The sequence below is a fragment of the Sphingomonas sp. BK580 genome (assembly GCF_014194975.1).
Classification (GTDB): domain Bacteria; phylum Pseudomonadota; class Alphaproteobacteria; order Sphingomonadales; family Sphingomonadaceae; genus Sphingomonas.
Window position 1 is genome coordinate 119,707 of sequence record NZ_JACIAY010000013.1, and the last position, 20,086, is coordinate 139,792.

The 20,086-nt window shown below is 65.9% G+C and carries 17 protein-coding genes; 6 read left to right on the top strand and 11 right to left on the bottom strand.

Features of this window, described 5'->3' with window-relative positions; genetic code table 11:
• Positions 1-10: 10 nt before the first annotated feature.
• From FHY05_RS19080 to FHY05_RS19110, 7 genes are all read right to left on the bottom strand, one after another.
• Positions 11-859, bottom strand: coding sequence for an SMP-30/gluconolactonase/LRE family protein (locus FHY05_RS19080; RefSeq protein WP_183946022.1), 849 nt, complete (start codon positions 857-859; stop codon positions 11-13).
• Complete coding sequence (locus FHY05_RS19085) at positions 856-2,238, bottom strand: sugar porter family MFS transporter (RefSeq protein ID WP_260181708.1); 1,383 nt, start codon at positions 2,236-2,238, stop codon at positions 856-858. Before FHY05_RS19085 ends, FHY05_RS19080 begins: the two co-directional genes overlap by 4 nt.
• A gap of 42 nt (positions 2,239-2,280) precedes the next feature.
• A complete protein-coding gene (locus FHY05_RS19090; RefSeq protein ID WP_183946023.1) occupies positions 2,281-2,973 on the bottom strand; it encodes a GntR family transcriptional regulator in 693 nt (230 codons plus the stop codon).
• 288 nt (positions 2,974-3,261) lie between these two features.
• The gene (locus FHY05_RS19095) at positions 3,262-4,203 is read right to left on the bottom strand and encodes a LysR family transcriptional regulator (protein ID WP_183946024.1); all 942 of its coding nucleotides are present in this window, start codon (positions 4,201-4,203) and stop codon (positions 3,262-3,264) included.
• 629 nt (positions 4,204-4,832) lie between these two features.
• Positions 4,833-6,422 carry an FAD-dependent monooxygenase gene (locus FHY05_RS19100; RefSeq protein WP_183946025.1) on the bottom strand — a complete coding sequence of 530 codons (1,590 nt, stop codon included), beginning with the start codon at positions 6,420-6,422 and terminating at the stop codon, positions 4,833-4,835.
• A gap of 312 nt (positions 6,423-6,734) precedes the next feature.
• Positions 6,735-7,487 (bottom strand): SDR family oxidoreductase, encoded by a 753-nt coding sequence (locus tag FHY05_RS19105; protein WP_183946026.1) that lies wholly within the window; start codon positions 7,485-7,487, stop codon positions 6,735-6,737.
• A gap of 15 nt (positions 7,488-7,502) precedes the next feature.
• On the bottom strand, positions 7,503-8,384 hold the full coding sequence (locus tag FHY05_RS19110; protein WP_183946027.1) for an NAD(P)H-binding protein: 882 nt from the start codon (positions 8,382-8,384) through the stop codon (positions 7,503-7,505).
• 381 nt (positions 8,385-8,765) lie between these two features.
• Here FHY05_RS19110 and FHY05_RS19115 point away from each other — a divergent pair, with 381 nt between their 5' ends.
• From FHY05_RS19115 to FHY05_RS19125, 3 genes are all read left to right on the top strand, one after another.
• Positions 8,766-9,749, top strand: a complete 984-nt coding sequence (locus FHY05_RS19115) for an AraC family transcriptional regulator (protein ID WP_183946028.1) — start codon at positions 8,766-8,768, stop codon at positions 9,747-9,749.
• A gap of 76 nt (positions 9,750-9,825) precedes the next feature.
• On the top strand, positions 9,826-10,050 hold the full coding sequence (locus tag FHY05_RS19120; protein WP_183946029.1) for a hypothetical protein: 225 nt from the start codon (positions 9,826-9,828) through the stop codon (positions 10,048-10,050).
• Positions 10,051-10,057: 7 nt separating this feature from the next.
• Positions 10,058-11,800, top strand: coding sequence for a sensor domain-containing diguanylate cyclase (locus FHY05_RS19125; RefSeq protein ID WP_183946030.1), 1,743 nt, complete (start codon positions 10,058-10,060; stop codon positions 11,798-11,800).
• Between the two features lie 57 nt (positions 11,801-11,857).
• Here the strand turns inward: FHY05_RS19125 and FHY05_RS22845 are convergent, their stop codons facing one another.
• Complete coding sequence (locus FHY05_RS22845) at positions 11,858-12,946, bottom strand: FAD-dependent monooxygenase (protein WP_183946031.1); 1,089 nt, start codon at positions 12,944-12,946, stop codon at positions 11,858-11,860.
• 135 nt (positions 12,947-13,081) lie between these two features.
• Positions 13,082-13,975, bottom strand: a complete 894-nt coding sequence (locus FHY05_RS19135; RefSeq protein ID WP_183946032.1) for a LysR family transcriptional regulator — start codon at positions 13,973-13,975, stop codon at positions 13,082-13,084.
• A gap of 115 nt (positions 13,976-14,090) precedes the next feature.
• On the opposite strand from FHY05_RS19135, the gene FHY05_RS19140 reads away from it, so the two are divergent.
• A complete protein-coding gene (locus FHY05_RS19140; RefSeq protein ID WP_183946033.1) occupies positions 14,091-15,227 on the top strand; it encodes an NADH:flavin oxidoreductase/NADH oxidase in 1,137 nt (378 codons plus the stop codon).
• A 458-nt stretch (positions 15,228-15,685) separates the two neighbouring features.
• Here the strand turns inward: FHY05_RS19140 and FHY05_RS19145 are convergent, their stop codons facing one another.
• Both FHY05_RS19145 and FHY05_RS19150 read right to left on the bottom strand, forming a co-directional pair.
• Positions 15,686-16,183 (bottom strand): PEPxxWA-CTERM sorting domain-containing protein, encoded by a 498-nt coding sequence (locus FHY05_RS19145; protein WP_311732526.1) that lies wholly within the window; start codon positions 16,181-16,183, stop codon positions 15,686-15,688.
• A gap of 910 nt (positions 16,184-17,093) precedes the next feature.
• On the bottom strand, positions 17,094-17,993 hold the full coding sequence (locus FHY05_RS19150; protein WP_183946035.1) for a LysR family transcriptional regulator: 900 nt from the start codon (positions 17,991-17,993) through the stop codon (positions 17,094-17,096).
• An 89-nt stretch (positions 17,994-18,082) separates the two neighbouring features.
• Here FHY05_RS19150 and FHY05_RS19155 point away from each other — a divergent pair, with 89 nt between their 5' ends.
• Both FHY05_RS19155 and FHY05_RS19160 read left to right on the top strand, forming a co-directional pair.
• Entirely contained in the window at positions 18,083-18,844 is a 762-nt protein-coding gene (locus FHY05_RS19155; protein ID WP_183946036.1) for an SDR family NAD(P)-dependent oxidoreductase, read from the top strand.
• Positions 18,845-19,268: 424 nt separating this feature from the next.
• Positions 19,269-19,916, top strand: a complete 648-nt coding sequence (locus tag FHY05_RS19160) for a hypothetical protein (RefSeq protein WP_183946037.1) — start codon at positions 19,269-19,271, stop codon at positions 19,914-19,916.
• Positions 19,917-20,086: the final 170 nt, after the last annotated feature.

Consider the following 20,086-nt stretch of genomic DNA (forward strand, 5'->3'; position numbering starts at 1 on the left):
TCCGGTTCGGCTAGCCCGCGTACTTGCATGGCGGCACGCCGCGGCAGTTCGCATCGACTTCGAAGAGACACCCGCTGTGAGGGCCGGCATCTCCCATGCCCTCCGAGGTCACGAACATCCTGTCGAGCGCCGCGCCGGCGAACGCGACGTTGGTGACCTGCGCGGTGGGCATGGGGATCACGCGTTCCCGCCTTCCGCTCGGATCGAAGCGGGCCACCGAGGCTGCTCCCCAGCAGGCTACCCAGAGATGGCCTTCCGCGTCGAAGCACATTCCGTCCGGGTTGCCCCAGCCGTCTTCGAACTCGATGAACGGCAGTCTCGGTCCCAGCGAACCGTCGTCGTGAAGCGCGTAGCGGTAGATGGTCCTTCGAGGGCTGTCGGTGTGCAGAAGGAACCCGCTTCCTATCGCCGGTCCGTTCGTGATGACGTAGCCGTCGTCCACCTGCGTCACCCGGCCGTCGGGATCCAATCGGTAGAAGGCTCCGCTCGGGCCTTGGCAGGACGCCGGCATCGAGCCGGCCCATATGCGCCCGGCCGCGTCGGCCTTGGCGTCGTTGAAGCGGTTGCCTCGTCGCCTCGGCTCCGGATCCGCGATGATCTCGAGCTCGAGCGGGTCGAGCGAAAGCGTCACGAAGGTGCGGCCTACCCCAGCAACGAACCCGCCTCGCTCGCGCTCTATGAGCCAGCCGATCGTGTCGGGCATCTGCCATGTCGCGACGCTCTCGTCGGCGAGGTCCAGTCTGTTGACCAGGCGCTCGACGATGTCGACCCAGAACACCGAGTTGCGCGACGGACTCCACAGGAGCCCCTCGCCAAGAGCGTCGCGACGCTCGCGCGGTAGGATGCGGACGTCGGTCACGGCCGCTCCAGCTGACGCTGCAGCTCCTCGAGCGAAAGGCCCTTCGTCTCCGGGAAGAAGCGCAGGACGACGAAGAACTGCAGTCCGCACATCAGGGCGAAGAAGATGAAGGGCGCCGCAGCCAGCCGCTCGGCCACGATCGGGAAGAGGTTCGCGAGAACCGCGCAGACGACCCAATGGGTGAAGCTGCCGAGGCTCTGACCCTTGCCGCGGACGGCGTTCGGGAAGATCTCGCTCAGGTACACCCAGATCACGGCGCCCTGGCTGATGGCGAAGAACGCGATGAAGCCGACGAGCGGCCAGATGAGCAGATGCTGGTACGACTGCGTGTAGAACAAGCCGGCAATCGTGGCCATGCAGACGAAGGTGCCCACCGATCCGATCAGCAGAAGCGTCTTGCGACCAAGCCGGTCGATGATCGCCATGGCAAGCGCGGTGAAGGCGAGGTTGGTGACGCCGATGGCGACCGCCTGTATGTCGCCGGACACCTTCCCGAAGCCGGCCTTGGCGAAGATGTCGTTCAGATAGTAGAGGATCGGATTGATGCCGGAGAACTGATTGAAGAGGGCGAGCGTGATCGCAAGCGCCACCGGGACGGCGTAACGGCGGGAGAACAGCGGCTGGTTGCCCGCTAGTCGGTCCTCCGCGAGCGAGCGCTCGATGTCGGCGAGCTCGTCAGGCGCGGCGGGCCCGGCGGTCTGGATCAGGACGTCGCGCGCTTCGGCAATCCGTCCCTTGCTGACGAGCCAGCGCGGGCTGCGCGGGACGCCAAGGAGCATCAGGAGGAACAGCAGCGCGGGCGCGGCCGAGATACCGATCTTCCAGCGCCATTCGTCGGTGCCGAGGCCAAGAGTTCCGATGACGAAGTTGGAGAAGTAGGCCACCACCATGCCGAGCACGATGTTCAGCTGGAAGGAGACCACCATGCGCCCGCGCCAGCGGGCAGGGGCCACCTCCGCGATGTACATCGGCCCGAGGACCGAGGCGGCTCCGATGGCGATCCCAGCGACGAAGCGGAATGCCAGGAACGACGTCCAAGTCCAGGCGAGCCCGCAGCCCAGGGAACTGACGACGAAAAGCAGCGCGAGGGCCCGGAGACTGTCCCGGCGGCCGAACCGGTCGCCGGCCCAACCGGCCGCCGCGGCCCCCGCGATCGTTCCCCAGAGCGCGATGGCGACGGTGAAGCCGAGAGATGAGGCCGTCAGGCCGTAGACCTCGGAGAGCGCCTTGGTCAGTCCGGCGATCACCGCCGTGTCGAAACCGAAGAGAAGGCCCCCGAGAGCGGCGGCTGCCGTGCACTTTATTACGGTTCTGGATGGCGAGCCGCTGCCGCCTGCCGCACGTTCCGTGATCATCGATCCCTCCAGCCCACCGACCATCTATTATAGATAATCGCTGGTCAAGCCCGAGGCTTCTGGAACTCAGTCGCTGAGGCGAAGATCGAGACCGTACTGCTCGTTCCAGTAGTTGACCGTCTGATCGACGAAGGCGCGTCGCGCCTGGCGCGGATCGCGGCTGAGGATGCCGTCGAGGATCCCTTGATGCTGCCGTATCGCCGCCCTCCGCTCGGTCAGCGTGTTCGGACTCTCTGGCCATCGTCCGACGACGGAGAACACGAAGAGCCGAAAGGTAATGCTTTCCAGCAGTGCTCGCAGATATGGGTTGCCCGCGGCGTCCCAGATGCGCCGGTGGAACATGACGTCGCAGTCGTGGAAGCGGCGGACGTCCTCGTCCCGCTCGGTGTCGGCCATCGTCGCTACGATGTCGATAAGCTCCTTCGCGAGCTCCGGCGTGAGCCGTTCCGAAGCCAGCCCCATAGCACGGGCCTCCAGCGGGATGCGGACCTCGAGTATCTGACGGTAGTCGTCCGGGCTGAGTTCGGCGACGTAGGTCCCGCGCTGGTGCGTCCTGCGCAGAAGGCCCTGGTACTCCAGCTCCCGCATCGCCTCGCGCAAGGTCGGCTGGCCGATCCCGAGCCGCTTCGACCAATGCTGTTCCAGAAGCCGGTCGCCCTGGACGAGCTCTCCCGAGATGATGGCCTCGCGAAGCGCCTGCGCGGCAGCCTGGGACCTCGTCGTGAATTCGAGTTCGCCGGTGACTGGCTTTGCTGGCATGTTGTGACCTCTGAGCTTGGCGACTTGGATAGCACGATCCCGGCGCAGGTCACCCCGGCTTGTATACCGAGTCTGGAAAGCGCCGCCTCCGCGCTGCCGTCTGGCGATCGCTCCGGTGAGCGGTGCGAGGCGGCCAGCGTGTCGGCTGGGCGCTTGCGCAGCGGGGCTGGGCCGCCGACGTTCGAAAGCGGACGGCACCATGGCTGTCCTGGAGGTGGTCCGTCGACTCTCGTGCGGGCGACGGGAGCGGCGAGATCGGACGGTTCGAAGCCGTCGCCCGCGTCCTCTTCATTGCTCGATCCACTCCGACGGATGGCCGAGCCTCGTTTCCTCGCCTGAGAAGTGATGGGTCACGAAGTCGACGAACACCTTGACCCCCGCCGAGCTGCAGGATCGCCGGGGTGTGTACAGGTAGGCTGGCCAGCGGCGATGATTCCACTCGGGCAGAACCTCGACGAGCTGACCGGACGACAGCGCCTCCTCCGCCATGAAGTCGAGCAGGCGGGCCAGGCCGAAGCCGGACATCGCGCCCGCCATCAGAGCCGGCGCATCGTTCACGGTCAGTCCGCAGTTCGGTAGAAGGGTGTAGGCGTGCCCGTCGGCCTCCATGAAGCTCCAGCTGTGAGGGCGTCCGGTCAGGTCGTCGAGGAGCCGTATGCAGTTGTGCCGGCCGTCGATGTCGTGCGGACCTTCCGGCGCTCCGTGGAGCTGGACGTACGAGGCGCTCGCGCAGGTGACGATCCGGCTGCTGAACAGGAGGCGCTTGCGCACGTCGGGTGCATCGGGTTCTCCGAAGCGCACTGCGACGTCGATGTTCTCCGCGATGAGGTTCTCAAGCCGATCGCGTATCAGGAGGTCGATCTTTATGTGCGGGTGGCTCACGAAGAAGCTCTGCAGGACCGGCATCAGAAGGTAGGTTCCGAAGGCGGCGTCGCAGCTCACTCGAAGATGGCCGCGTATGAGGCTTCGGTCGCTTGGCACCGCCGCGTCGCCGAGGCGTTCGATCAGGGGAAGAACGGTGGCCAGAAGCTCACGGCCTTCCGGGGAAAGCTTGAGCGCACGACTGGACCGGTCGAAGAGCTTGAGGCCGGTCCGCTCCTCCAGGCGGGCGATGGCCTTTCCAATGCCAGACCGGGAGAGGCCGAGCGTCTCGGCTGCTCGGGTATAGCTCCTCGCTTCGGCCACGGTCGCGAAGATCGTGACGCCGCGGATGATGCGACCGTCGATCATGCTTCACCGCAGGCGAGATGACATGAGCGCTTCGACCCCGGCGTCGGGTGGACGGAGGTAGGCGGGTGCGTCCGGTATGCGCCGGCCGCCGAACCGCCCCGGCAGCGACGTCCTCGAGCAAACCGATCCCTGCGACTAGGCAGGAGAACGGCCGCGATCCCCGATGGTGTCGTCCTGGCGGTCGGCGGGTGCGCTGTATAACCATCGGGGTGATCGACCGAATCCCGCGCGCGGACCGCGGCCCTGATAGATCTGGCGCTCAGGTCGGCGCGGGATGGATCTGCCGGGTGCGACTTCGAAGAAGGGGGCTTACCCGCCGTCCGTAAGGCCGGGCCAGGGCAGCCCGCTTTCCGGGATACGAGGACGGGACTGGAGCGCGGCTCATCGTCGCGATCCCTTCTGCGATGGTGCGACCGTGACCCGGCATCACTCATGCGTGCACTCCCTGCATCCGCTATGACTGATCGGAACGCTTCACCATAGGGGATTTAGCGACGCCACTTGGTCCCCTGAGAGGGGACGTTCGGTGCGCATAAGAAGTCGATCTCTCTCATCCACGGGGCGGGGCGCGGGTACGATACCGCCCCCGCCTGCGTACGCGCGGCAAGCCGTTTAGAAGCCTTCGACTCTCAACCCTTTTTCGCCAGCAGCCTGGCGATGGTCTCCACGAGGTCATGCTCGCCTGCGGCAGGGCGACCGAGGCTGCGCCAGGCGACAACGGCATCCGGACGTACGAGGCTCGCCCCGCCCGGGCCTACGCCGAACACGGTCTCAAACGTTCGTTCGACCGGGAAGACGACGTCCTGCCCGACCACGAGCAGCTGAAGCGGCACTCTCGAGCTCTCGGCTGCGGCCCGCCCTACGGCGATCCAGTCGGCGTCGGCGCTTATGAGCGTCAGGGTCTCGGTGAACAGATCCGTCGTCGAGGCGCGCCGTCCGCCCGTCGTGATCCACGCGTGCGGAACGCGCGTCCCTGGCATGCCGGCCCAGAACTCGGGATCTGCCGCGGGAGGAAGGCTTATGGGCGGCTCGGGAGCGATTACTGCCGAGGAAGACACCCTCTGGCCGAGCTCCATCGCGACGTCGCCGTAGAGCGGCTCGTCGGCGAGCGCCTCGCCGACCCACCGGCGGTAGTCCGGTCTCGCGAAGGTCTGCTGGTGCCGGAGCCAGCCGATCGGCCGCCGCTCCGCGTCGTACGTCTCCAGCAACGACGGATTGGCCTGGCCGGCGAGCACCATCTGCAGCTTCCACGCCAGATTGTAGACGTCGTCGATGCCCGTGTTCGCACCAAAGCCGCCGCGCGTGGGCGGGAGCTGGTGCGCGGCGTCGCCTGCGAGGAAGATGCGGCCGACGGAGTAGCGTTCCGCTATGCGTCCGGCCATCTCCCACCGCCCAGTGCCGATCACCTCGAACGGCATGTCCTTGCCGAGCGCTCTGCGGATGGCCGTCCCGAGCTCCTGGTCGCTTCTTTCGACGTCGTCGCCGAACATCAGCACCCAACGGCCGTCGGGATAGTGGGTGAGGAACGCGCGGAAGTCGGCCTGCTCGACGCTGAACTGCTGAACACCTTGCGCGAGATACGGCTCGGCCTGGTCGCAGCGGAACAGGACGCTGCGCATCGTCCGGATGTGCCCGACCCCGCGCCGCTTCACTTCCAGCCGCTCGCGTACGAAGCTGTCGGCACCGTCGGCGGCGATCATGTAGTCGGCGAAGAAGGCCCGTTCGATCCCCGCCTTCCGATCGCGGACCCTGATCCGTACGCCGTCCGCATCCTCATGAAAGTCGACGACTTCCGCGCCCAGCAGCAGCTTCGCTCCGCGCTCCGCTGCCGCGGCGCGCAGGATCGGCTCCAGACGATCCTGCGCGATGGCGGCCCCTGTGCAGGGGGAGGAGCCTTCCCGATGGGCGAGATCCTCTCCGGGCGTCCACGACTGCTCCTCGTACCACTGCCCCGAGAGGCTCTCCACGCGCATACGTCGCAACCGCGTTCCCGCAGCCACCTGCGGTATGCGGTCCTCTATGCCGACCGCGCGGTAGTGTTCCATCGTCAGCTCCGTGAAGCCGACGGCTCTCGGATGTGGCGAGCTCGAGGTGTGCTTTTCGACGAGGACGGTGTCCACGCCTCTGCTCGATAGGAAGAGCGCTGCCGACAGGCCGACGAGGCTGCCGCCGGCGACGAACACCTGGCAATTGGATTGATCTGGAAGAAGGTGGAGCATTGCGTGGTCCGAGTGCACGAGGCCGCTTGCGCGGCGACTAGGACGCGGGCGCACGCCTGCCGCCGCGCCCTGCGGCGCGGCCGAACGATCACGCGGCTCTGTCGTACCCGCACGACCCGACAGGCGGACGCCGCACGTCCGCTGCTGCCGTGGTCCGCGGCCCGGAACTCGGGCTGGAATGAGGCCGTCTTCGCGACGGCTGACCGGGGCTCACCACGTCCGGTCCACCTTTTTCGACAAGCATGATCTAGGCGTCGAAGCTCCTGCAATCAACCTCTCGATGGGCATGGCAGCGACCTCAACGTGGGTGGACTAGCTGCCGTTCAGCGTCGCGTAGCTCTCGTCGTACCGGCCCTCGCGCTCGGCGGAGCGCAACCAGGCGGCGCGCGCCTCGATCACTTCGCCACGTTCGGGCTGCGGAACCTCGAGAGACCGCATGACGGCGTCGATGTAGTCCTGGAGCGGCATGGCGGCAGGGTCGGTCGCCTGACCCGCTCCCGCAAGCTCGGTCTGCACATATGGAGGAATGAGCTCTAGCACCTCGATCCCGACCGGCCGCAGCTGCGTGCGGAGGGATTGAGTCCACGAATGGAGGAAGGCCTTGCTCGCGCAGTACGTCGGATAGTTGGCTCGGGGAAGGAACGCGAGCCCGGATGTGGTCGTCATGATGGTCGCCGGCATGCGTCCCTTGAGTAGCGGAAGAAGAGCAGCCGTGACTTCCAGCGTTCCAAAAATGTTGGTCTGCACGATGCGGCGCGCCGTCGAGGTGTCCCACTCCCCGGCGAGGTCCTCCTCCCCCGTCACGCCGGCGTTGTTGACGAGCACGTTGAAGTCGGGAAGCTCTCTCCGCACGAAGTCTTGGAGAGCGCGAGGTGCGTCGGGATCGTCCAGGTCGAAGGTCGTCCCGGTCATGCCGGGATTGGCCGCCACGATCTCCTCGATGAGCGCTGCCCGCCGGCCAGTGATGGCGACGCGGTTGCCGCGGCGATGAAGCTGCTCGGCGAGCGCACGACCTATGCCGCTCGTGCCGCCTGTGATCAGGACGTGGTTCGAGTCGAGACGCATGAGTGATGTTCCTTGCTATGCGAGGACGACTGGCTTGAGGACGCGCTCGACCCACGTGCGGAAGTCTGTCGAGGTCCTGATCGCTGCGCGCTTTGCGCCTGCCGCATCCATCCCCTCTTCTTTGGCGCGGTACATGTCGACGTACCCCTGGGCGAAGGACTCTGAAGCGCCCCGGTCCAGGAACTGCTGCTTGAAGGAGGCGTACGGGATCTGCTGATAACGGATGCTCCGACCCAGGACCTGGGACATGATCTCGGCCATCTCCAGGTTCGACAGGTCTTCAGGGCCCAGGACGGCGACTTCCTCCTGTCCCGACCACGTCGCGTCGTCGAGGAGCTGCGCCCCCACGACGCCCATGTCGGACGTCGCGGTCGCAGGCAGGCGGACGTCGCCGTCGATGGGACCGAAGAAGAGTCCCTTCTCCCTTATGGCTGCCGCCTGTCGTGCGACGTTGTCCATGAAGGAGGGCATCGCCATCCCGCGGAAGCCCGATCCCGCGGACATGAGCAGGTCGTCCATGGCGATCGAGGCGCTCACGAGGCCTGCTTCATGCGCCCATCGGGTGCCCCGGCCGAGCGCCGTCACGCTGACGATCCGTCGTACCTGGTGCTTCCTCGCCGCTTCCACCACCGGACGCGTGAAGTCCAGATAGGCCTGTTCGAGGGTGAGAGCCGCGTTGGGCGGCACGAGCCAGAACAGCGCGTCCGCCCCCTCGAGCGCTCGATCGAGCACCGCGGAATCCCCGTGCGAACCCTCGACGACCTCGAAGCGGGCGCGCACGTCCGGGTCGAGCTTGGACGCATCCCGGGCCACGAGCCTTGCGGAAGCGCCCAGTTTCGCGAGTTCGCGTACGACGTTTCGACCGATCTGTCCGGTGGGAGCTGTAATTACGATCACTGTGGGTCTCCAGGATCCATATCAGGAGCGTGCCGCGCGGCGGCAGGCATGAATTTGCCGTGTCCCCGCTGCCGCCCGTTCGGACGGCAACGAAGTCGCGAACACTCGCTTCCGCCCGCTTTTCGCGACGGCCCGCTGCGGCATCCGGAAGGATGTTCGAGCTTGGCTGCCCCGTCAGCGGTTCGCCGGATCGCTCGACGCGTTGGTCGGCACGTCTGCGGTGCTGGACCCATTTACGATCGACCGCCCGTGATTGCATGGCACCGGCCGTCCAGATCCGTTCACATCGCGTCCGATGACGCTCTCCGCCGGCCAAGCGTGGCGCGATCGAAACGTCGCAGGCACTCGACGCTGGGCGCAAATGGTCGTTTACTGTGCGGAATGCCGCTATCCCTTGAAGCCTCAGGCGTCGTCGACCAGGTCCTCGACGGACTGAAGCTGCGAAGCTCCGTCTTCTCGCGGCTTGAGCTCGATTCCGGCTGGGGCTTCGCGAAGGCGTCGCTGCCGGGCGCCCCGTTCCACATCGTGATCGAGGGCGAAGCCTGGCTGAGTGCCTCAGGCGAAGGCGGCTTCGAGCGATTGGGACGAGGCGACCTGGCGATCCTGCCGAGGGGCGGCGCACACCTTCTGGCAAGCTCGCCGGACGCGGAGGTCCTGTCGTTCAACGACGTCTGGCGCGACTTGGGGCTGCCTGACTGGCGTCCAGGGCAGCCCTACACTCCGCGGGTGGTCAGGATCGGATCCTGCGACCGGCCGAGCACCCGCCTCGTGTCGGGCGTCTTCTCCTTTATGGACCGGCGGCGCAATCCGCTTCTCTCGGCGCTCCCCGACGTCCTCACGCTGCGCGCCTCCGAAGACCTCGCCCATCCGGGCGCCAAGCTGAACGACGTGGCGGCTCTGATCGACAACGAAGTGGGCGCTCGCATGCCTGGCGGAGCGCTCGTGGTCTCCCGGCTTGCGGACTTCCTTTTCGTGCAGGCGGTGCGGGCTCATCTGGCAAGCGGATCGGCTCGCGACCCGGGCTGGCTGCTCGGCCTCTCCGACCCGCGGATCGGAAGCGCCTTGCGCGCCATCCATTCGGCTCCCGAAGCGGCATGGTCGGTGGCGCGGCTTGCGCAAGAAGCCGGGATGTCTCGGTCCTCATTCGCGCTCGAGTTCAAGCGGCTGGTCGGCCGGGGTCCGTTCGAGTACCTCAAGGAGTGGCGGATGTTCGAGGCCGCGGCGCTGCTGGAGGAGGGGGCGCCGTCCATCGCGGAGGTCGCGGGCCGCGTCGGCTACAGCTCCGAAGTTTCGTTCAGCAGGGCATTCAAGCTGATCCACGGCTTGACCCCAGGCAGCTACAGGCGCGGATCCGATAAGACGTAGGCTTACCTCGGCGGTCCGCTCGCTCCGCTCACCCGAAGTGAGCTGCACGGGCGACGCGCTAGGGAGCTTCGACAGCTTGGCATCGGATCTGACGGAGGCGATGCTTCTGAAGGGACATTTCGGCTACCCCGCCGATCTTCTCAGAAGCTATGTCGCGATCTCGTGCAAGAACCGAAAGGGCTTCGTGCAGGTGACGTTATACCGATCGACGGTGGCCGGCGGCCTGTCTTTCTCGCCGGATCGTTCAGTCAAGCTGCGCTGCGCACTCGATCGGGTGGGCGCGGCAAGCCGCCGCCCCTGACGGCGGCATGCTGGATAAGGGCTGCCTCCGCCGGCTGACGACCAGCTTCCTTGTCTACGGACTTGCCTCGGGCGTGGCGCTCGCGACGACCAGGTTCGACGGCGGGGTGGCATTCCTCTGGGTGGCTACGGCCTATCTCGTGGCCCGCCTGCTGACCGCTCCGCGGGGAAGCTGGCTGTGCATACTGGTTGGAAGCGGCTTCGCCAGCATGGCGGCGACCGCCCTGTTAGGACTCGGGTTCGAGGCGGCGCCTCCCTTGGGAGTCGTCAACGTCGGTGAAGCGTTGATCGCGGCTCTTCTTCTCCGGCGGTGGCGCGCGTTCGGCGGTCCGTTGGGTTCCCTGAGCTGGCTGGCCAAGTTCGTCTTCGCCACGGGCGTCGTCGCTCCGCTTGCGGGCAGCGTTCCCGGTGCGATGGTCGCCCACATGACGGTGGGCGCACCTTGGCTCGCCAGCGCCATGCGCTGGTATGCCGGCCACGCGCTGGGCAGCCTCACCTTCACGCCGATCGCCGTCCTCGTCCTCCGGGGTGACGTACGCCGCTGGCTGCGCGAGAGCACGCGTCGACGAATCTTCGAAGCGCTCCTTCTGCTTGCGGTCGTAGCGGCGTGTTCCGTAGGGGTGTTCGCGCAGTCCACCTTGCCGCTGCTCTTCCTGCCCATGCTTCCGATCATGCTGAGCACCTTTCGCTTCGGCCGCCTGGGTGCCGCAGCGTCCGTCGTCCTGCTGGCGCTCGTCGGTGGCGGCTTCACGCTCGCCGGACGCGGCCCTGCGGCGCTGATCGACGCGGACCTGGGCACGAAGCTGCAGTTCTTCCAGCTCTACCTGGCGGCGACGGTCCTGACGGTCCTGCCGATCGCGGCGGACCTGTCGCGCCGCGCGAGCCTGTTCCGATCGCTGAGAGACAGCGAGGCCCGGTACAGGGTCCTTGCCGAGACGTCCACGGACATCATCCTGAACCTCGACGTCGACGGCCGCATCCGGTTCGTCTCGCCCTCGGTGCGTCAGCTCGGGGGCTACGAGCCCGAGGATCTCCTCGGACGAAACGCGGCGCTGCTCGTCTCGCCCGAGCATCGGCCCCTTGTGGAGGAGGCGCACCGCCGAACCATCGGCGCGGGAGGCGAACCCAGCGTCACCGAGTACCTTGCGCTCACCAAGTCGGGCGAGTGGAGATGGTTCGAGACGCGCGCGCGCGCGATCGTCACGGAGGAGGGCGAGGTCGACGGCGTCGTCAGCGTGGTGCGGGACATCGGGGAGCGGAAGGGGCTGGAGCTGCGCCTCGCGGCCGACGCGCTCACCGATCCGCTGACCGGCCTACCCAATCGTCGCGCCTTCTCCGAGCTGTTGGAGAGGCAGGGCGTGGGCACGGGCTGCGTAGCCATGCTGGACATAGATCACTTCAAGTCGGTCAACGATCGATGGGGGCATGCAGCGGGCGACGAGGTCCTTCGAAGCTTCGCGAAAGTCGCGAGACGCACCATCCGGGCCGAGGATCACATCGCACGACTGGGCGGGGAGGAGTTCGCAATACTGCTGCCAAACGTCACGCTGGAGCAGGCGGAGCTAATCTGCGATCGTCTTCGCTGCGCGGTGGCCGAGAGCGTCGTGCCGATGGATGGCGCTGCGATCAGGATCACCCTTAGCGGCGGCGTCGCACCGCTGTCGGGTGCCACCGGATCGGTCCTGGAGTCGGCGGACCGGGCGCTCTACGAGGCGAAAAGAACGGGACGGAACAGGTTGGTCCTCGCTTGATGGACCGCGCGGCTAGGCTTGGCGGTGATGGTGCGCCGGTGATGTGGCACGTTCCAATTACCCACGTCCGGCTGCGAAGGCCGCGTTCGCCTGCTCGCCATGCAGCGACAGCGCCTGATCGTCGGTCAGTCGCAGTCCTTCATATGACGCTAGGCTCGTAGCGCAGTCCTCGGCGTCCGCTCCAGCCATGGTCCTGCCGAGCGCCAAGGCGTCGAGTAGGCCGAACCGGAGTCCGCTGCCCGTCATGGGGGTCGTCGCGTGGGCTGCGTCGCCGACGAGTGCGACTCTCCCGCGGGCGAGCCGGGTAGGGACGTACTGCGAAATCGGCGTGCCGAAGCAGCCTCCTTGTCGGAGCGAGTGGAGGATCACGGTCCTTATCGGATCTGCCCACGTCTGCTGCGCGTGCCGCTCCAGCTCCTCCCGGAGCGACAGCGACATGTCGCTCGGCGTGAAGGTGCGCAACGGGATGCCGTCGCGGAGGCAGCCGGCCTGCTCGAGTATCGCGTCCCGCCCGCGATCGTACCACGCGAAGTTCACCGCTCTCGCGCCGGGGCTCGTCCCCCCGTCCGCTCCCGGCACCGTGTAGCTGATGAGCCTGTAGTCGCCTCTGTAGTCCACCGTGATGGCATCGGGAATAAGCCCGTTCAGCCGACCCGGCAGGTCGCGCTCCTCGACGAGGCCGCGCCAGATCAGGTAGCCGGCGTAGGAGGGCTCGGCGTTCTGCGGCGCCACGAAGCGGCGCGTCACGCTGCGGTAGCCGTCGGCGCCGATCACCGCGTCGGAGGCTATCCGCTCCTCTCCGATCTCCACCCAGGCCGCCGCGGCGTCGCAGCCGACGGAAGTGACGAGCGCCGAAGTCCTGATCCGGATGCCCTCCGCCTCCCCCGCTACGCGGGAGAGCCAGCGGTAGATGTCCGACCAACGCGCGGACTCCCTCTGCGCGCTGATAACGGGAACGCCGTCCGGATCGTCGTACGGCGACCTTCCGGCGACAAGCTCCAGAAGCCTCCTGTCGATCCCGAGGCCGGTCCCCCCGCTCGCAAGGGCGCTCGACTGATCGAGCACGAGGACGCGGTGGCCCGCCCGCGCAAGGCATATCGCGGATGAAAGGCCCGTAAGGGAGCCACCGACGACGGTCACCTGCACGCTGGACTCCCGCTCGAACGGATCTTCGGCCGTGTACGGCTATCGTACCTTGAACGCGTGCGTCCATGGATCGTGGCTTCGCTAAGTGGAAGGCGCCTTTCCGCGAGGCGTGCTCGACAGCACGTCGTCCGCCGTTCAGGCCGCCTCCGCCAACCGGCTCCGCAGCATGGCGGTGAACGCGCGGATGGCGGGCGAACCCTTGCGGTTTGGAAGATGGACCACGCTGATCGGCAAGGGAGGAGTCTCGAATTCGCGGAGGACGCGCACGAGGGTGCCATCGGCGAACCGCGACGCCATCAGGTAGTCGTTGGCCATGACCAGGCCCACCGACCGCGCCCCGGCGTCGACGAGGGCCTCGCCATCATCCATCACCAGCCTTGCCGGAAGCGAGATCGTCCTGATCGCGCCATCCACGACGAACCGATAGCTGAAGCGGCTCGCCGTACCGGGCGCGACGTAGCCCACCACGGTATGACCGACGAGGTCGTCGGGATGCTTCGGCACGCCGCGAGCGGCGAGGTACGCGGGGGATGCGCTCAGCGCGAAGGCGGTCTGGCCGACCCGCACCCCTATCATGGACGAGTCCGGCAGGTGGCCGATCCGAACGGCGAGATCCACTCCGTCCTCCACCAGGTCGACGACGCGATCGCTCAGGCGGGCTTCGACCTCGATCTGGGGGTGAAGCCTCATGAAGTCGGCGACGACTGGCAGCACCCGCAGCCGGCCGAATGCGCGGGACATGCTGATGACGAGGCGCCCCGTCGGTACGCTCGCGCCCTCGGCCGCTTCCTTCCCGGCAAACTCCAGATCCGCAAGGATCGAAGCGCACCGCGCGTGGAAGGCGAATCCGGCAGGCGTCAGGCGGACGGAGCGGGTGGTCCGCGCGAGAAGCGCCACTCCGAGCTCCTCCTCAAGCCTCGCGACTGCCTTGCTCACACCAGCCGAACTCATGCCGAGGGTGGCCGCAGCCGCGCGAAACCCTCTTCTGTTTCCGACCTCCACGAAGGCGCTGATCGCAGCAAGATCCATCTTGGCTCCCTAACCGTCAATTGCGTCCTCGGCGCTATCAGTGTGGGTCGTGCTGACCGCTTTTTCCAGCGCCTGACGAGGTCGATGTCGGATCGTCGAAGAACGAGGTGGACCGATGACCAGTCTATTTAAGCCTTTCGAATTGAAGAACGTGATGCTTCGCAACCGCATCGTGGCGGCGCCGATGTGCATGTACTCTGTGGAGAATGGTCTCGTGGGCGAGTGGCACCACGCGCACCTCGAGCAGCTGGCGATGGGCGGGGCCGGCATGGTGACCGTCGAGATGACGGCCGTTTCGCCTGAGGGGCGGATCACGTGGGCGGATGCTGGTCTCTGGAACGACGAGCAGGCGGCAGCGCTCGAGCCCATCGCAGCGGCCATCAAGGCGACGGGGTCGGTCCCGGCGATCCAACTCGGACACGCGGGTCGAAAGGCGAGCGCCAACCGCCCGTGGGAGGGCGACGACCAGATCGCGGACGACGCTCCGAGGGGCTGGCCGGTGATCGGTCCCTCTCCCGTTGCGTTCGGAAGTCCCAACGTTTGGAAGTTGCCGCGCGAGATGAGCCTTGAGGACATCAGGCGGGTACAAGGCGACTTCGCGAAGGCCGCTCGACGAGCGAGGGAGGCTGGCTTCGAATGGCTTGAGCTGCACTTCGCTCACGGCTTCCTGGCGCACAGCTTCCTGTCGCCCTATTCCAACAGGCGGACGGACGCGTACGGGGGGAGCTTCGAGAACCGGGCGCGCTTCGTTCTTGAGACGTTCGAAGCCGTTCGAAGGGTCTGGCCGGCGGAGCTCCCGCTGTCGGTCAGGCTAGGCGTCGTCGAATACGACGGTAGGGACGAGGAGACGATCGCCGAGTCCGTGGAACTCATCCGCCGGCTCAAGAGCAATGGGCTCGACTTCGTCAGCGTGAGCGTGGGCTTCTCGAAGCCCGACGCCAGCGTACCATGGCACTCGCCCGCCTTCATGGCGCCGCTGGTCGAGCGGATACGGCGAGAGACGGACCTGCCGGCGGCGGTCGCCTGGGGATTGGGCGACCCGCATGTCGCGGACGAGGTGCTGCGCAAAGGTCAGGCCGACCTCGTCAAGATCGGACGAGCGCTGCTGGCCAACCCGCACTGGCCCTACGAGGCGGCCAAGGCGCTCGGCGTCGAGCGCCCGTCATGGGCGACCCTTCCAGCGCCCTATGCGCATTGGCTCGAGAGCTACCGCCCCGTCGGAGCCGCCGATGTCGACAACGCGGACGCCTGATCTCTTTCTCATACCGTCCGACGAGCGAGTCGAGGAACCGGTGACCTCAGGGATGTCGATTTCTCGACTAGCGAGCTGGCGTGGCGCCAAGAGTACCAGGGGCACGCACCGGGGCCGCTTACGCCTCGCGCCCAGCTGCAGCTCAGGCCGGCAGATGGGGCCCAAGTCCTGCTTCATGCCAGTCCAAGTCCGCGCACTCGGAAGGTATTCTCGAGGCGTTCGTCCACACTCTGAAGCACGACAATGCGCGCATCCGGCCGTCGCCGGACGCGCGCACCGCGCCTTCACCGCTCACTAACCGGACGGAGGCATAGAACACTACCAGCCGCAGCCGAGGTTCAGATGCCGTTCGTCGTGCGAGCACAGGGCGGCCGGATCGGTCAACGGCTGAATCGGTCCGGCTAAACGAAGGTTGATCATTCAGTCCCGCGCACAGCCTCGCCATTTAGACGCTATTGTCAGATGGCGATCCTGAGCCGCAGGGTCGCAGCCTGCGCTCTTTTCCGGCGCATGGCAGCCCCGATGCCGCCAAACCCAACGATCATCATGAGCCAAGTCGCTGGTTCAGGGACTGCCGCCGTCGTGCTATCGAACGAGAAGCCGGTAAAGTTGATGTCGCCACCGTTCTGCGGGATCAGCGAGATGAGTTGGAGATCGGGGAAGCGAATCGTCTGGCTTTGAGCGGTGGCCGCATTGCCGTCCCCGGGATTGAAACCAACGAATGACAATTGTGACGTTTCTCCGTTCCAGCCAACTCCGCTTCCAGCGTCTCGGTCGCCGGAGAATTGGAACGCGAAGTTCGATACTCCCGGGTTGAAGCTGATGGTAAGGGTCTGGCTGCAGCCAACGCCATCGAAGGCGCAGATACCCTTGCCTGCCCCATAGTCGACTACCTTGAGGTAGCCGCTGCTCGAGGAGAGCGTCGCGTCGCCCACGAACAGGGATTGGTCGTACACCTTCCCGAGTTCAAAGCTTGAAAAATCTATTCTAGTCGTAGCATCGGCTGCCGCGACTGGCAGAGCAAGTAGTGCGATACAAGACAGCTTTATCGCGTTTGCGGTAAGCATATCTACTCCATGGCAGAAGGGGAGGGGGTAACAAAGTTGTGTAAAGTAAGAGTGCGATCAGTTAAGTAAGCCGCATTTTGGTTATAAGAGATGAGACTGGATGTCGAGCGATTATACTCTCCGACTGAGAATTGTTCAGGTTACTTCGAAAGCTCGTGAACGTGAGCATCTTCGGAGACGTTGGCTTAGTAAGCGGCAGCGGAGATCACGAGAGCTGAAATGTCGCCTGTGTTGCGACACCCAGTCTATGCATCAAGGTCTATAAGGGGTGGGCGGAACGCGATAAGCTCGACCTCGTTCGATGCGGCCTGCCTCTCGGCGCGACCAGCGGCTTGTTGAGCCCGAAAACGCGGGTAGCTCGGTAGAGGCGCTCCGCCGGAAGGAGCAGTCGTCCTCAGGTGCAAGCTTGCGTCACACACTGCAGGGAGGCGGCCGGCTTAGTTGTTAGTCTAGGAGGCATTTGCCTAGCGAGTGCTTCCGTGACGTACTCACATCATCCGACGAACAAGTGAAGGCCGCAGCCTGACAATGCCGTAGCGGCGATCCTCTCTCCGCGCCCTCGGTGTCGTTGCGGCGGAGATCCGCCTTTCGAAGGAACCGGCTTCGTTCGGCCCGTGATCGCCTTGCTCCCTTTGTGTCCAAGCCGTTGGCGTCAGCCGCGCAAGCTGGAAGCCTCATCGATCGAGCCCATTGCAGTCGTCAAGCGATGGCGAGAGGCCTCCGCCGGCCCAGGTTCCGCTCGCCCGACATGACTTCAGCCTCGCATCCGCGGCATCGGGCGATCAGTTCTTCGCGATGGTCACCATCGGTGCTCCTGCACGTAGGCGACGAACGCTCTCAGCGGCGCGGGGACATGATCCCGCCCCTGATAGAAGAGGACTGGGCCATCGAAGCCTTGCCACCAGGGTTCCAGCACAGGTTCGAGCATGCCACTGTCAAGCGCAGGCCTGAGCCATTCCTCGAACAGGTGGATGATTCCGCAGCCGTCCAGGGCCGCGGAGAGGGCGAGGTCTATTGCAGTGACGTCCGTCGCCAGTGGGCCTGCCGGTTCGATCCGCATCACTTCGCCTTCACGTTCGAAGTCCCACGGGATCAGGGCGCCGTCGCGCAGGCGGGCCGGCAGGCACGCATGATCGAGAAGATCTCGAGGGTGGTCTGGCCGGCCGCGTTCCGCAAGGTAGGAAGGCGCGGCGGCGGTAGCGAAGCGCTGGCGGCCCGGCCCGATGGGCACGGAGATCATGGTCTTGGTCAACCGCTCGTCGTAGCGAATGCCCGCGTCGCAGCCGGCAGCTAGGATGTCGACCACACCGTGTTCGGCGATCACCTCGACTTGCACGCCGGGATGCACCTTCATGAACCCGGGAAGGAGGCGCGGCAGCAGCAACCGTGCCACGTTGACGGGCACGTTGAGCCGAAGCGTTCCGCTCGGCGTGTCACGGTGGTCGTTAGCGCGATCGAGCGCGGCCTCCATGTCGGTCAGCGCGGCCCGAAGTCGAACGAGCAGGTCTGCGCCAGCCTCGGTCATGCGGACGCTGCGCGTGGTGCGGTTGAGGAGGCGCACTCCCAGCTGGTGTTCCAGCCGCTTCACGGCACCACTCAGGCTCGACGCACTCAGGCCGGTTGATTTCGACCCCTCACGAAAGCCGCCCGCGGTCGCGACCGCCACGAACGCGCGCACGGCGGCAAGGTCGGTCGCCATTGTTCACTCACCTGCACGGACTGTAGTCCCATTGACATCTAATAAAACGCTATCGCCAGGCTCATGTTTCGTCGTGAAGGAGATCAATCATGAACAACGAAAAGAGGATCGCGATCGTCACCGGAGGGAGCCGCGGTTTGGGACGTAGCACGGTGCTCGCCCTCGCAGCCCGAGGCATCGACAGCATCTTCACCTACAATTCGGCCGTCGACGAGGCGAACAAAGTGGTTGCGGCCGTTGAAGCCGCCGGAGCTCGTGCGATCGCCCTGCAGCTCGACACGGGGTCGGTCGGTTCATTCGACGCCTTCGTCGGCGAGGTGCGCCGCGCTATGACCTCGCTCGGCGCGGAGCGCTTCGACTACCTCGTCAATAACGCCGGTATGTCCGACCACACCAAGTTCGCCGAACTCACGGAGGCGGTGCTCGACCGCATCTATGCGGTGAACTTCAAGGGCGTCGTGTTCCTCACTCAGAAGTTGCTGCCGATCCTCAAGGATGGTGGGCGGATCATCAACATCTCTACCGGCCTCACGCGCTTCACCACGCCCGACACCATCCCCTACGCCTCGCTCAAGGGTGCGATCGACGTTTTCACGCTGTACATGGCGAAGGAGCTCGGACGTCGTGGCATTACCGTCAACACCGTCGCGCCCGGTGCGATCCAGACCGATTTCAGCGGCGGTACGGTGCGGGACAATCCCGCGGTCAACAAGCATGTCGCCTCGCTGACGGCGCTCGGCCGGCCGGGCGTGCCCGACGACATCGGCCCGCTCGTGGCCTCGCTCCTGTCCGAAGACGCTCGGTGGGTGACGGGGCAGCGCATCGAGGCGTCCGGCGGCATGAACCTCTGACGACCACGAACGGCTCCTGGCCTGCTCGTGAGAAGGCGGCGGGCGTCTCGCTTGACGGCCCGCTGTCGGCGATCATCAGCAACCCGATGGAGAGCGCCGCTGCGCGCGTGTTCAGGCGCATGCCCGGGCCTGCGAGCGAACGTCGGGCTTGCACGCTGGCGAAGGCCGCATCATCTTTGATCCACGTCAGCCGTCGGCATGCCGACCCTAAGCTTAAAAGCGCTGGCACGTGCGGCGTTTCGATCCGGAGAACTTAATGGCCGCGCGGTTCGGCATGCTGATGCTGGCGCTCTCAACGCCCTCGCTACTCTCGGCCACCACGCTGCGGGATGCGCAGAAGATTTCTGCTCGTTCGAACGTGCACAAGGTCGGCTTGTGTAGCGTCCGTCCGCTGTCTCCTCCGGCGCCCCCAGGAGGCCCTCGCATGCGGGCGTTCCTCATAGACGTCGGAGGTAGACGTGTGCTCGTCGCTCCGGCATCGGGCACAAGCGACTTTCTGAAGGGTCGTAACCTGCCCGTCGACGCGATCCTGCTCACGTCCTTGTCGGAAGCTGGGCTCGGCGACCTTCTGGAGGGCGGCACCTCTGCGTACGGCAACAGCAGGATCTACGCCGACAGAGGGCTGCTTGAGGCAGCGACCGTAGGCGCCGCCGGCTCGGATAGGACGAACCTTAACGCCTTGTTGGCAAGCGGCCGGCTCTATGCACCGGAGGCGAACGTCGACGTCTTGCCAGGTGTTCGGTTCACCATCCCTCCCCACCAGTCGATGGTGTCAAGGGTGAAGATACGCTGCGGCGAACAGTCGCTGATCGTGCTGGACGGAGGTGAAGTCGCGTCCTCAGGCTTCGATCGCACCTCAGCCGTTGCCTTGGCTGATGACGATCCTGCGCACCTGAGGTCCCTAGCCGATGACCATACGACGCTCGCCATCACTAGCGGCCCTTTCCCAGCGCTTGCTTCCATCTATCGCCACGTTGACGGCCTTCGCCTCGGCTCGATCGAAGCGAGGGAGTACGGCGGAGCCGCACCGCGCCGTGGCGAGGTCATCGTTGAGGATACGCCAGCGCCATGACTCCTCATGCTTCGCGCAGACACCGCTTCGTCGGCCCGCGCTCCTTGCAGCGCCATGAGAAGCTTCGGTTCATGATGCGGCTGGGTTCGATCACGAAACGCGCGAGGTCGTGTCTGCCTGAACGAAGAAGCAGGTGCGCTTCACCGGGAGCCGCCTGGCGATATGCCGTC